We start from the raw sequence: 12,419 nt of genomic DNA on the forward strand, positions 1-12,419 counted from the left end.
CCCTAGAACGCGTTTTGGCTAGATAAAATAAAACGCGCAAGTCCCTGACCTTTGGGACATACCTATTTTTTCGTTACATGGCCGGACTCTGAGCCCTAGAACGCGTTTTGGCTAGATAAAATAAAACGCGCAAGTCCCTGACCTTTGGGACATACCTATTTTTTCGTTACATGGCCGGACTCTGAGCCCTAGAACGCGTTTTGGCTAGATAACCTTAAACCGTGTGCCCAATAACAAAGCTAATACATAAAATCACTAAAACAATAGAAGTGATCCAAACGTAAAGTGTGTCGTGTTCTTTGTAGAAAGCATAGATTGAAACTACGACTCGTAAAACAGGTGTCATGATCAGGCAAAACATGCCCACCATCATGACAGCGTAAGGTTTTAAAGCCACGGTACCAGAAAGAATCGAACTGATCGTAGTGGGTTGATGGCCAACTGGATAACCACCATTACCGCCATTGATCAGCAAGAGGATTAGGCCAAACAGCATCACGATTGCTGCGATGATGACGCCAATTTGCAGAATTCGACCAATGATGATTTCGATATGTTCCATTTCGTTTTCGGTTGCGCTATTTTGATGTGATTGATCGTCCATGTGATTAACCTCCGATTATTCCCTTGTAAAGCATTTGCAGGCCAATAAATAAAATCACTGGAATAAAAATCATCCGAATGACGCGGGCAGGCAAAACTTGCATGACACGTGAACCGATGACTGCACCAACCAGGATTCCTAAAGCCAGTGGAACAGCAATGTTTGGCAAAATTGAACCATTGAAGAAGTAAACGGTGGCACTGGCAGCTGCGGTAACACCCATCATGAGGTTACTAGTTGCTGAAGAAGGTTTTAGCGGCATTTTCATAAACGTATCCATAGCGGTGACTTTGAAGGCACCTGAACCAATACCTAGCATCCCACTGGCAAGTCCAGCACCTAGCATGACCAGGAAGCCTTGGGGGACATCTTCAACTTGATAATCTACCCGTTTGAACTCAGATTTATCAAAGTAAGACCCGTTTAGCTTGAGCTTGGTGGCAATCCGGTCAGGTTTGACGTTGGTCATGACTTCTTGACCACGACGTAACTTCCGCCACATGTTCCAACCAGAGAAGACCAGCAAAGCGCCAAATAGGAGATAGAGATACTTGGGATTGAGGACACCAGTTAACAGTGCACCCGAAATCCCACCAATTGTTGTAGCAATTTCAAGAAACATAGCAACCCGCAGATTTAATACTTCGTCTCGCAGGTAAGCAATGGTAGAACCGGAACTGGTAGCAATGACGGCGATGATACTTGCGCCAATGGCATATTTGATATCTAAGCCCATCATTAAAGTCAGGACTGGTGTGATGATGATTCCGCCGCCAAGGCCAAGGATTGCACCCGCAATCCCAGCAAATAGGCCGACAGCCATCATTATGAGCATTGTTTGAATCATGATAAATTCCTCTCTTGAACAATCAGTAAAATATTCCTCAACAACTTTAGCATACTTTTACCTAACTTTGTATGCGTAAAATCGGTGTATCCGGATACATTCCAAAGGCTCCTTGATTTCTAAATTTTCTACTAACAATCAAAATCTGATATCAGGCGTGTGATAATGTATGCTATACTCGATTGCGCAGTGTTAAATCGTTAACAACAATGGGAGGAAACAACAATGATCATTGAACAAGAGCGTGACCGACCGTTTCGCTTGCTTGTCAGCGGTGGCTTATTCGCTTTTCTAGCAGCTGTCGTCATGGCTCAATCTGGGTTATTGGAATTTATTGACGGTGTCTTTATTCAAGAGATTCAAAAACACCAAACTGGTACCAAAGAAATCATCATGAAGGGTATTTCTTTTTTAAGCAGTCCGACGTTTGATATTGTCTGGGTGCTGATTATTGCTTTTCTGTTATGGGGATTTAAGTACCGAATTCCCGCGCTATGGGCGCTTTGCACGTTATTTGGCGGCGACGTCATTGCGACGCTGGTAAAGCACATTGTTCAACGGCAACGGCCAATTGGTCACTTAGCTAGCGACAATGGGTTCAGTTTTCCAAGCGGTCACGTTTTTGGTATGACCTTGGTAATCGCCATTTTATGGATCGTCGTCGTACCGATGATTGAAAAAGACTGGCAGGCGATTGTGGTAAGAACCGTAATGATTATTTGGTTGATCTTGCTGGCGCTGTCACGGGTCTACCTTGGCGCTCATTATCCAACTGATACCATTGGTGCTATGTTATTGGCTTACGCTTGGTTACAGATCAGCGAGTGGTTGTACCGCTGGCTGGCACCTAAACTATCACAGGTTAGATTATTAAATCGTTCAATTTATTAGCAATTATAGAAAAAAGCATTGGCGCGAGCCAATGCTTTTTTAGTGTTTGATGGGAGTGTTACTTTTCCGTCATTTGAATAACGTTAATTAAAATCTTGGCACCGTCAAACATTGCTGTGTGGTCAAAGGTCATACCAGGTACGTGCAATCCGGGGGTTAAATCACAACCCAAGCCAAGCATGGTTGACTCCTTTGCCACGCCATCATAGGCGTAAAAGTGGAAGTCGTCGCCACCCTGTGTCGGTGCTGGTTCAACTAAACCGTCTTCACCCAGCACCTGAGTGATTGCCTGCTTCATGTTATTAATGGCAGGTTCACTTGGGATTGCTGCTGGGGAAAGGTCGTTACCGTTTAAAATGACGTTGATACCGTTGACGGAGACGTCTTTCATTGCTTGAAAGGCTTGTGCTTGGAGTTCGTCCATCATGTCGTTGGTGCGGGCTCTCAAATCCACTGCGAAGGTCCCTTTATCAGGAACGATATTGGAGGATTCTCCAGCTTGAATCATGGTTGTCGTTACCGAATAGGGTAGCTTGGTGTCCAATTTGATTTGCTTAAATTTTTCATTCAACGTGCTGAAGCCGTCGATCACATTGGCACCTAGTTCTGGTCGACCGGCGTGGGCCGTTTTGCCGGTAATCGTTACCCAGTACGTCCGTGTTGCAATATCTGGGATGATGGGCTCGGCGTGTTTATCCGGTACTTCGTTTTTGGCGCAGACGTGCAGCCCGTAGAGGTAATCCAGCTTGCCTAATTTACCGCTTTTGATCACTCGTTCAGCTCCGGTAACGGTCTCTTCAGCAGGTTGGAAAATAATTTTTAGTGTGCCAGGAACTTTTTCTGGATTGGTTGCGTAATAACTTGCTACTGCCAACACCATTGACATGTGAGAATCGTGACCGCAGGAGTGTAAGACTTGGGTTTTGCCCTGATATTCTTGTTTCAAAGCATCAATGTCTGATCGTAAGCCAATGATGGGAGTACCACTACCAATTGTGGCGATCAGTCCGGTAAAATCATCGAAACGCTCGTAACTGACGCCCATTTCATCCAAGCGTTTGGCTAAATAATTGGTTGTGTTGACTTCGTTAAATGCTGTTTCGCCACGGGGGTGGAGGTACTCGAAGTCTGCTAAGATTTGTTTTTCGTTAATTAATGTTGTCATTGAAAACGCTCCTTTACTTTGCCCAGTAGGCATTCTTTAGTGAAATTCCTTGTGCAGGTGCGTAGGCAATTCCTTTTAAACCGGGTTTATTCAACCGTACGATTTGGCCTTGATTCAAGGCGGCAATGGCTTGGTCTTTCATTGAAACCTGGTTGGCTTGTTTGAAGTCGTCATAACGTTTCTGGGTACTAGTGACGTCCTTAACGTTGGCGTTTGAGTACAACTGATCGTAAGTCTTGTTGGAATAGTTACCGGCATTATTCACATTGTTTGTATTTAATAATTGGAAAAATTCGTTTAAGTCAGGGTAAGAAGCAATCCAGTTGGTAAAGCCGATATCGTAGCCCCGCTTTTTTTGCATGGTCGTGATGGCCTGTACCTTTGGCTGTGCGTTGATCTCAATGTTGGCACCCTTCAGGTATTTCTTAGCGTTAGCCTGAATATACTCAGCTGAGTTCTTGAATGAATCGACATCGTAGCAAACCAGTTTTAAGTTCAGCTTTTTGACGCCTAATTGTTTCAAGCCCTTTGCCCAGTACTGTTTGGCAAGGGTTGGGTTATATGCAACGGATTCCTTGACGCTGGAATCTTTAGCAAAGTCAGCGCCATTGCTAGGATTCTTGGAAATTTCTTCTGGTGCTAGTCCATAAGGCACTTTTGAACCGTTTTTCAACACGTTTTGAGTTAAACTCTGACGGTTGACTACCAGTGAAATGGCCTTACGAATGTTAGCGTTGCGCATTGCTTTGCTACGGAAATTGTAGGCGAGGTAGTCGGTTTCACCGCTAGGGTAGCTGAGGTAGCCCTTGTTATTCTTTTCTTGTGCGGCCTGTTGACCAGCTAGGATAATGTTATCCAGTTTACCTGATTGATATAGTGAGAGGGCAGTTTCGGGTGATTTAGCCACTTCGAACTTAACACTACTTAATTTAACTGCCTTTTTATCCCAGTAGTTAGGGTTCTTCTTTAATGTCCAGTTAACGGATGATGTGGTCCAGTTTTGAACGGTAAATGGGCCATCAAAGACGGTTTTAGCTGCAGAAGTCCCATAGGCGCGACCGTATTTTTCAACGACTTTTTGATTGAGCGGCAGGAATGGAACAGCTGCTACTAGGTACTTGAAGTAAGGGGTTGGCTGAGCTAATGTGACCTTTAAAGTGGTTTTGTTAACTGCTTTGACGCCTAGATTAGAAACGGGTAAAGTTCCCTTCTCGATTTGTTTAGCGTTTTGAATCGGCAGAAACATGTAGGCATCGGCCGCTTTAGTTGCGGGGTTCACCGCTCGCTGCCAAGCATAAACAAAATCTGCGGCAGTCAACGGATCACCGTTGCTCCACTTTAAGTTTTGACGTAGCTTAAACGTGTAGACGGTTTGACCATTCGTTGGTTTCACGATTGCTTTGGCGATACCCGGAACCACCTGAGGACTGTTTTTTAACCGATACAGGCCTTCCTGTGCATTATTAACGGTCTCCAGCGCACCCACATCGGTGATTTGTGATGAATCCAACGACGAGATATCCGTTTGTTCCATGATGGTTGCAGTGTTTTTGACCTGTGAAGTTGCTTTACCGCAACCGGCTAAGACGATCCCACTGACTAAAATAAGTGCTGTTCCAATAAAACCCTTGATTGATTTTTGCATATGCGTTTCCTCCCAAATTGTACTTCCCTATTCCGACAATTTTGTGTGCAGACTATGTCGCCGCAAATGCAGGTGATGTTCCTTGACTCCTGCAATGAGTGTATTATCGTGAAACATCATCAATTGAAACATGGTCGTCAGCTTCCTTTCCAAATAAAAAAATCCCCTCAAAGAAATTAATCTTTGAGAGGACGATAATCTCGTGGTGCCACCTCTGTTCGTAGCTATCTCACAATAACTACCTCAGCAAGTTAAATAACTTGCCCCGCTTAACGGTGGGTGACCGGCTATCCCTAATAAATTCAATCGTTCAGGTTAACTGCTAGTAGCTGTGTTTCGACTCGGTTCATTCTCTCAGCCTTACGAATGATCTCTAAAATTAGAATCTACTTTGACTACTCATGGCATTTGTAATTTAATTCTCATTCTAGAGACGAATAGGCTGATTGTCAAGGAGTAATTTTACAGTTATTCGCGATAAACAGATTAAAATGGTCTGAGAAACTTTTGGAGATATGATTGAATCTGTTATTAAAGAGTTGCGTTGAGCCATTCTTCAGCCAGTTTGAGCCAGTGGGCAACGTGTGGTTGATTAGCATCACGTTTCCAAGCTGTCAAATGGTTAGCCAGTGCTAGTCCATGTGGGCCATGGCGGAAAAGATGTAGTTCAAATGGGATCTTGGCTTGGCCTAAAGCATTGGCATAGGCCAGACTATTGGCTGATGGTACCAACGGATCATCTGTGGTTGCCCAGATAAACGTTGGCACGTTTTGAGCGTTCACGTGCTCATCTGCCGCAATGGTGTCTGGATCGTCAGTCCATTGCGCTAACATGCCTTCTTTAACCGGAAAGCCGAGTTTTGGACTGATCACTGGATAGCCTAACAGAATAGCTTGTGGCTGAATCTCGTCAGCGGTGACTGCTGCTTGTTCTGTTAACCATTGGGAGTGCCAGTAGTCGTTGTAGAGGGCGGCAATGTGACCACCGACGGAAAAGCCGGCAATCGCGATTCGTTCCGGGTCAATCAACCATTCAGAAGCCTTTTGCCTTAACAACGACATCGACTTAGCCAATTCAATCAAAGGTGCGGGATGGAGCGGCTGTTTTTCATCAACAAAACTATAGCGCAGGTAAAACGCCTGATAGCCCATATTGGCAAAGGCCATTGCCAGTGTTTCGGCTTGTTGTTCAGGAATATGGGTATAGGAGCCTCCAGGAACCACGATCATTGCTGGGTAAACGTGATCCGGGTTATCAGGGTCCTTTTCTCTCAGGTAACCTTGTAAGTAGGCGGCGGTATTGCTGCCAAGTGATTCTTTAATGATTTGCATAGTCATCATCCTAATCGTAATCTATGTTAAAATTAACACAAACAACGTCTTAACTAACGCTGAATACTAATAGTTTAACGCATTTTGGACTTCTAGAAAAAGGGAACGGTTAATAATGATCAGTATACAAACAGAACGTTTGAGGATTCGACAGTTCGTAGAGTCTGACTTAGATGACTACTATGACATTGTCAAAGATCGCGAGAATGCTAAAGCGGCAGGTTTTCAGTATGCACATCAAAAGACGGATGCGGCTTATCTGCTTCACGCTGCCATTACTCAAGGAATGATCTTTGCGATTGTAGAAACGTCGACACAGCGGGTGGTTGGCAGCATTGGTTTTTATCCGAAGATTGCCTCCAATGGTGAACAAGCAGAAGATGCGGCCGAACTGGGGTACGTGTTAAACCGTTCGTATTGGGGCAGGGGTTATATGACTGAGGCGGTTCAAAACTTGATTAAGGTGGTTTTTGATCGGCAACTGTTAAACACAATCTGGGCCAGCATTTTAGATGATAATACTCGGTCAAAACACGTTTTGGAAAAAAGCGGCTTCCATTACATTGACACTTTTACACATTCAGAACACGCACTGTATCAACCGGGGAAAACGGAAATCATCTATCGACTGGATCGTGAAGGTTGAAGTTTGCTTGCAATTTAAATGATGCCGGTTTAATATGAATACTATTAAGAAGAGGCGCGAATTGAAAGAGTAACTTTCAGGAGAACGGTCAGGTTCTGTGATTGGAAGTGAAAGGGTAATTTGCCGAAGCTCGACGTGACTGATAACGCGGGGAGCTGGGACTAGTTTTAAGAAAACTAGGACTGTCGCAGTGATGTGCTGCGGAGAGCTTCCTACGGTAGAATGACTTTCAGGTCGTCTCGCAGGTAGCTGCAGGCGGCCTTTTTTATTGCTTAAAATAAATGTGAAAGTGAGTGTAAATAAATGGCGAATCAAACAGGCGGCAATGACAACGAGGTTAAGCGTTCACTGAAAACGCGCCATATCTCGATGATTGCCTTGGGCGGTAGTATTGGTACGGGGCTGTTCGTTGCCAGCGGATCAGCAATTTCAAAGGCGGGTCCCGGTGGTGGTCTACTGGCCTACGTTGCGTTAGGAGTCATGGTGTTTTTCTTGATGACTTCCCTTGGTGAAATGGCAACTAATATGCCAGTGTCGGGGTCGTTTGCAACCTATTCAACGAAGTATGTCGATCCGGCTTTAGGCTTTGCCATGGGCTGGAACTATTGGTTTAACTGGGCGATCACACTGGCAGTGGATATTAGTACCGCTGCTTTGGTGATGAAATTCTGGTTACCAAACGTACCAGGGTGGATCTGGAGCACATCGGTTTTAGTGATTATCTTCCTGATCAACGCGCTGACCGTTAAAGCCTTTGGGGAAACGGAATATTGGATGGCCATGATCAAGGTTGTGACCGTTATCGTTTTCCTGATCGTCGGTTTCTTAACCATTTTTGGGATTATGGGCGGTCATGCAGTTGGCTTAAGTAACTTTACCTATAAGCAAGCCCCATTTGTGGGTGGTGCACCAGCTATTCTCAGCGTGTTCGTTGTTGCTGGGTTCTCGTTTCAGGGAACTGAATTAGTCGGGATCACTGCCGGTGAATCCGCTACGCCGGAGAAGAGTGTGCCAAAGGCGATTAACCAAGTATTCTGGCGAATTTTACTGTTTTACATCTTGGCCATTTTTGTGATTGCGTGCTTGATTCCGTATACCAGTCCAAAATTGCTAGGGTCTTCCGCCAGCGATATTGCCATTAGCCCATTCACGCTGGTCTTCCAACGTGCCGGTCTGGCTGCAGCGGCGAGTGTGATGAACGCAGTTATCCTGACTTCCGTTATTTCGGCGGCTAATTCGGGTATGTATGCCTCATCACGGATGCTTTACTCGTTATCACTGGATGATTTTGCACCTAAGTATTTCCAGCACACCACCAAAAACGGTGTGCCTTTACGGGCTCAGATTGCAACAACAGTCGTGGGTGCCATCGCTTTTATCACCAGTATTGCTGGTCCAGAAGTGTACACTTGGTTGGTTGCTGCTTCAGGGTTGACCGGGTTTATCGCTTGGTTAGGAATCGCCATTTCTCATTTCCGGTTCCGACGTGCCTTCATCAAGCAGGGACATCAATTATCAGAGTTGAAGTTTCACGCTAAGATGTTCCCATTTGGACCACTTTTGGCACTGGTACTGTGCGTGTTAGTGATTGTGGGTCAAAATACCTCGGCATTTGCTCATTTTGATTGGGAGCAGATTGCGGTGACGTATCTCAGTGTGCCACTGTTCTTTATTCTGTTCTTCTACTACAAGATTCGGCATCATACACATCTAATTCCGTTAGATGAGGTGGATGTTGCACCTCATAAACGGCAGGAAGTTGAAGATTAAGCAGAGTGTGAGAACAAGCGTTTAGAGAGTGAAAAATAAGGGCCAAACAACGGAAATCCTGGTTTTGGATTTATGTTGTTTGGCCCTTATTTGCAACTCTCTGCTTGTTTGAACACGTTTAAACAATGTGAAATCCTGAAATCCACTGAATCGTGTCACACGTCATAAACGTGCTCAAATAAGCAAAGAGTTGCATGTAAAGGGTCCCAGCACAAATCCCAAACCCATGGATTTATGCTGGGACCCTTTACACTCCACTCTTTAAACGCTTATTTTCACACTCTTTTTAAAATTACCCACAATATATTGCATTTACCGTCAGCAATGATACAATATGAAGTACTGACTTTTGAGGTTAAAGGAGAAATTATTAATGATCGTACTTTCAGGAACCATTGGGGCTGGGAAAACCAGTTTGACCCAGCTACTTGCACGTCACTTAAATAAACCAGCTTTTTATGAATCAGTAGAGGATAACGAGATCTTACCGTTGTTCTATCAAAATCCTAAAAAATACGGTTTTTTACTGCAAATCTACTTCTTAAACAAGCGCTTAGATAGTATCAAGGCTGCTGCCAAAGATGACGAATCCGTTTTAGACCGCTCGATTTTTGAGGACTCCTTGTTATTCAAGCTGAATGCTGATTTAGGGCGTGCGACTCAGACTGAATCCGATATCTATAATTCTCTACTTCAAAACATGATGGAAGAATTACCGAATACCCAGGAAAAGAAGAATCCAGATTTACTGATTCACATCAATATTTCGTTTGACACCATGCTGTCTCGTATTCAGAAACGTGGTCGGTCATACGAACAAATTGATAAGGATCCTGAGTTATACGATTACTACAAGGAATTGGACGCTCGTTACGTCGATTGGTACAAGAATTACGACAAGTCGCCTAAGATGAGTATCAATGGGGATGAACTGGACTTTGTTGAAGACCCTAAGGCACAGCAGAAGGTTCTGTCACTGGTTGATGAAAAGATGGCCGAACTGAATCTTTAACCGTGAGTTGCTTTTAACGGGTAAATATTTTACAATGAATGCATGATAAAACGCGATGTACCTTTAAGTAGATGCGCAGAGAGACGGGTTGCTGAGAACCGTTCATCGAAACTCCAGTACATTAAAGCGGACAGTTAATCCTGTACGGTTAATCACCGTTACCGAAATTGAGTGTGCAGCTAGTCTGTAAACTTGGGTGGTACCGCGAGCTTTCGTCCCAATTTTTGGGGCGGAAGCTTTTTTTGCGGGCCAGAATAATGAGAGGGGTATTATCATGATTGATTTAAAGTTGGTTAGAAACGAAACTGATTTTGTGAAGGAAAAGTTAGCTACCCGTGGCGTTGAGGCGGCTGAAATTGATGAGCTGCTAGCAGTTGATCAAAAGCGACGTGACTTGATCGTTAAGAGTGAAACCATGAAGGCCACGCGTAACCAGGTCTCTGATGAAATTTCGCAGCTGAAACGTAATAAAGAGGATGCTTCAGATAAGATCAACCAAATGAAGCAAGTGAGTGCTGACATCAAGGCCATGGATGAACAGCTGACTGAGATTGCTGAGGAAGTTCATGATAAGGCTTCTCGTCTGCCAAACATTCCTAATGACAATGTCCCAGTTGGGTTGACTGAAGACGGCTCCGTTGAATTACGCAAATGGGGCGAGATTCCAAGTTTTGATTTTAAGCCGAAGTCTCACTGGGAAATTGGTGAAGCATTGGGTATTTTAGACTTCGAACGTGGTGCCAAGGTTTCAGGCAGCCGCTTCCTGTACTACATTGGTCAGGGTGCCCGTCTGGAACGTGCCATTTACAACTTCTTCTTGGACGAAAACGAAAAAGCTGGTTTTACTGAAGTATTGCCACCATACATGGTCAACAGTGCGTCAATGTTTGGTACTGGTCAATTTCCTAAGTTTACCGAAGACGTTTATTCGTTGAAGGAAGCGGATGAAACGTTGATTCCAACCGCTGAAGTACCATTGGTAAACTACTACCGTGATGACGTGATCGATACTGAAAAGTTGCCAGTGAAGTTTACAGCCTTGACTCCTGCCTTCCGTTCAGAAGCTGGTAGTGCTGGCCGTGATACCCGAGGCTTGATCCGGTTACACCAATTTAACAAGGTTGAGATGGTTCAATTTACAAAGCCTGAACAATCATGGGACGCCTTGGAGAAGATGACCAACCATGCTGAAGACTTACTGAAGCAATTAGGCTTAGCTCACCATGTGATCACGTTGACCACTAGTGATATGAGTTTCACTGCCGCTATGACCCATGACCTTGAAGTTTGGTTACCATTCCAGGACAAGTATCGTGAAATTTCAAGTTGTTCAAACTGTACTGATTTCCAAGCTCGTCGTGCTCATATCCAATATCGTGATGAGAACGGTAAGCTGCAGTACGTTCACACCTTAAATGGTTCTGGACTGGCAGTTGGCCGGACCGTTGCCGCTATTTTGGAAAACTATCAAAATGCGGATGGCACAGTTAACATCCCAGAAGTGCTGCAACCATACATGGGCGGTCAAACGAAGATCGTTAAGGAATAAGCGAGTTAATTCAATAGTCGGTACCGGTGCTTTGAGCTGGTATCGACTATTTGTTTACGGATAAATACATTTTTATAAAGCTAAATGGATAACTTATGCATTGGTACTAGTGATGGATTTACGAATCGTCAGCGTGGGGGAAAGAAGTGATACGAAAAAACGATTCAAGTTTGAAAACAATACAGAGCAACTAATCCGCGTTGTAAAATAGTTTAAATAATTTTGAAAAAGGGGTAGCTTTTTTTAGAGAATACGTGTAATATAGTTTTTGCAGTTGAAACACGGAACACTTTGCTCTGAATAACTATTCACCAATTTAAAAAAAGTTGTTGACAGCAGTTTTGCTGGATGATAAACTGTAATAGTTGTTTCAAAGAGGTCGATCGTAATTGTTCACCTTTTGAGCATCATTCATGGAGGATTAGCTCAGTTGGGAGAGCGTCTGCCTTACAAGCAGAGGGTCACAGGTTCGAGCCCTGTATCCTCCATTGAGCCGTTAGCTCAGTTGGTAGAGCATCTGACTTTTAATCAGAGGGTCGACAGTTCGAGACTGTCACGGCTCATTAACCAGTATCACCATGCGGGTGTGGCGGAACTGGCAGACGCGCTAGATTTAGGTTCTAGTGTCTTACGACGTGGGGGTTCGAGTCCCTTCACCCGCATTACAATTAAATAGCAACATTCACTTTCGCCGACTTAGCTCAGTTGGCAGAGCATCTCACTAGTAATGAGGAGGTCGGAGGTTCGAATCCTCTAGTCGGCATTGTGCGGAAGTAGTTCAGTGGTAGAACATCACCTTGCCATGGTGGGGGTCGCGGGTTCGAATCCCGTCTTCCGCTTTTAACGTTTGTTCCTGCCGGGGTGGCGGAATTGGCAGACGCACAGGACTTAAAATCCTGCGGTCAGTGATGACCGTACCGGTTCGATCCCGGTCCTCGGCATTTCTTAATTTAATATT

The 12,419-nt window shown here is 44.4% G+C and carries 10 protein-coding genes, 6 tRNA genes, 1 riboswitch and 1 other annotated feature; of the genes, 11 read left to right on the forward strand and 5 right to left on the reverse strand.

The annotated features are described in order from the left end of the window. Positions 1-214: 214 nt before the first annotated feature. Both CES82_RS03625 and CES82_RS03630 read right to left on the reverse strand, forming a co-directional pair. A complete protein-coding gene (locus CES82_RS03625; RefSeq protein WP_098823962.1) occupies positions 215-604 on the reverse strand; it encodes a DUF1634 domain-containing protein in 390 nt (129 codons plus the stop codon). Between the two features lie 4 nt (positions 605-608). After that, positions 609-1,451, reverse strand: coding sequence for a sulfite exporter TauE/SafE family protein (locus CES82_RS03630; protein WP_098823963.1), 843 nt, complete (start codon positions 1,449-1,451; stop codon positions 609-611). A 225-nt stretch (positions 1,452-1,676) separates the two neighbouring features. Between CES82_RS03630 and CES82_RS03635 the strand changes: the two genes are divergently transcribed. After that, entirely contained in the window at positions 1,677-2,342 is a 666-nt protein-coding gene (locus CES82_RS03635) for a phosphatase PAP2 family protein (RefSeq protein WP_098823964.1), read from the forward strand. 58 nt (positions 2,343-2,400) lie between these two features. Here the strand turns inward: CES82_RS03635 and CES82_RS03640 are convergent, their stop codons facing one another. From CES82_RS03640 to CES82_RS03650, 3 genes are all read right to left on the reverse strand, one after another. Continuing rightward, positions 2,401-3,507 carry an amidohydrolase gene (locus CES82_RS03640; protein ID WP_180245648.1) on the reverse strand — a complete coding sequence of 369 codons (1,107 nt, stop codon included), beginning with the start codon at positions 3,505-3,507 and terminating at the stop codon, positions 2,401-2,403. A 13-nt stretch (positions 3,508-3,520) separates the two neighbouring features. Continuing rightward, positions 3,521-5,152, reverse strand: a complete 1,632-nt coding sequence (locus tag CES82_RS03645) for a peptide ABC transporter substrate-binding protein (protein WP_098823966.1) — start codon at positions 5,150-5,152, stop codon at positions 3,521-3,523. 184 nt (positions 5,153-5,336) lie between these two features. Continuing rightward, positions 5,337-5,564 (reverse strand) — a binding site (T-box leader). Between the two features lie 119 nt (positions 5,565-5,683). Further along, a complete protein-coding gene (locus CES82_RS03650; protein WP_098823967.1) occupies positions 5,684-6,484 on the reverse strand; it encodes a lp_1002 family arylesterase in 801 nt (266 codons plus the stop codon). Positions 6,485-6,599: 115 nt separating this feature from the next. Here CES82_RS03650 and CES82_RS03655 point away from each other — a divergent pair, with 115 nt between their 5' ends. The 10 genes from CES82_RS03655 (at position 6,600) to CES82_RS03700 (ending at position 12,402) form a co-directional block, all read left to right on the forward strand. Beyond that, on the forward strand, positions 6,600-7,130 hold the full coding sequence (locus tag CES82_RS03655; RefSeq protein WP_098823968.1) for a GNAT family N-acetyltransferase: 531 nt from the start codon (positions 6,600-6,602) through the stop codon (positions 7,128-7,130). A 41-nt stretch (positions 7,131-7,171) separates the two neighbouring features. Continuing rightward, positions 7,172-7,349, forward strand: a riboswitch (Lysine riboswitch). An 84-nt stretch (positions 7,350-7,433) separates the two neighbouring features. After that, on the forward strand, positions 7,434-8,900 hold the full coding sequence (locus tag CES82_RS03660; RefSeq protein ID WP_098823969.1) for an amino acid permease: 1,467 nt from the start codon (positions 7,434-7,436) through the stop codon (positions 8,898-8,900). Between the two features lie 373 nt (positions 8,901-9,273). Beyond that, positions 9,274-9,912, forward strand: a complete 639-nt coding sequence (locus CES82_RS03665; RefSeq protein ID WP_098823970.1) for a deoxynucleoside kinase — start codon at positions 9,274-9,276, stop codon at positions 9,910-9,912. 274 nt (positions 9,913-10,186) lie between these two features. Next, complete coding sequence (gene serS, locus CES82_RS03670) at positions 10,187-11,461, forward strand: serine--tRNA ligase (RefSeq protein WP_098823971.1); 1,275 nt, start codon at positions 10,187-10,189, stop codon at positions 11,459-11,461. Between the two features lie 415 nt (positions 11,462-11,876). Next, a tRNA-Val gene (locus CES82_RS03675) sits at positions 11,877-11,949 on the forward strand. Between the two features lie 2 nt (positions 11,950-11,951). Then, a tRNA-Lys gene (locus CES82_RS03680) sits at positions 11,952-12,024 on the forward strand. A gap of 17 nt (positions 12,025-12,041) precedes the next feature. After that, a tRNA-Leu gene (locus tag CES82_RS03685) sits at positions 12,042-12,123 on the forward strand. Positions 12,124-12,151: 28 nt separating this feature from the next. Then, positions 12,152-12,224: transfer RNA gene (locus tag CES82_RS03690), tRNA-Thr, on the forward strand. 4 nt (positions 12,225-12,228) lie between these two features. Beyond that, positions 12,229-12,300, forward strand: a tRNA-Gly gene (locus tag CES82_RS03695). A 16-nt stretch (positions 12,301-12,316) separates the two neighbouring features. Next, positions 12,317-12,402, forward strand: a tRNA-Leu gene (locus tag CES82_RS03700). Positions 12,403-12,419 lie beyond the last annotated feature (17 nt).

Origin of the sequence: Secundilactobacillus silagincola, assembly GCF_002583405.1 — a bacterium.
GTDB classification, from domain to species: Bacteria; Bacillota; Bacilli; order Lactobacillales; family Lactobacillaceae; genus Secundilactobacillus; species Secundilactobacillus silagincola.

Excerpts from the sequence above, each read along its gene's own strand:
- CES82_RS03625 (WP_098823962.1), bottom strand. The coding sequence starts at position 604 with ATGGACGATCAATCACATCAAAATAGCGCAACCGAAAACGAAATGGAA.
- CES82_RS03630 (WP_098823963.1), bottom strand. The coding sequence starts at position 1,451 with ATGATTCAAACAATGCTCATAATGATGGCTGTCGGCCTATTTGCTGGG.
- CES82_RS03635 (WP_098823964.1), top strand. The coding sequence starts at position 1,677 with ATGATCATTGAACAAGAGCGTGACCGACCGTTTCGCTTGCTTGTCAGC.
- CES82_RS03640 (WP_180245648.1), bottom strand. The coding sequence starts at position 3,507 with ATGACAACATTAATTAACGAAAAACAAATCTTAGCAGACTTCGAGTAC.
- CES82_RS03645 (WP_098823966.1), bottom strand. The coding sequence starts at position 5,152 with ATGCAAAAATCAATCAAGGGTTTTATTGGAACAGCACTTATTTTAGTC.
- CES82_RS03650 (WP_098823967.1), bottom strand. The coding sequence starts at position 6,484 with ATGCAAATCATTAAAGAATCACTTGGCAGCAATACCGCCGCCTACTTA.
- CES82_RS03655 (WP_098823968.1), top strand. The coding sequence starts at position 6,600 with ATGATCAGTATACAAACAGAACGTTTGAGGATTCGACAGTTCGTAGAG.
- CES82_RS03660 (WP_098823969.1), top strand. The coding sequence starts at position 7,434 with ATGGCGAATCAAACAGGCGGCAATGACAACGAGGTTAAGCGTTCACTG.
- CES82_RS03665 (WP_098823970.1), top strand. The coding sequence starts at position 9,274 with ATGATCGTACTTTCAGGAACCATTGGGGCTGGGAAAACCAGTTTGACC.
- serS (WP_098823971.1), top strand. The coding sequence starts at position 10,187 with ATGATTGATTTAAAGTTGGTTAGAAACGAAACTGATTTTGTGAAGGAA.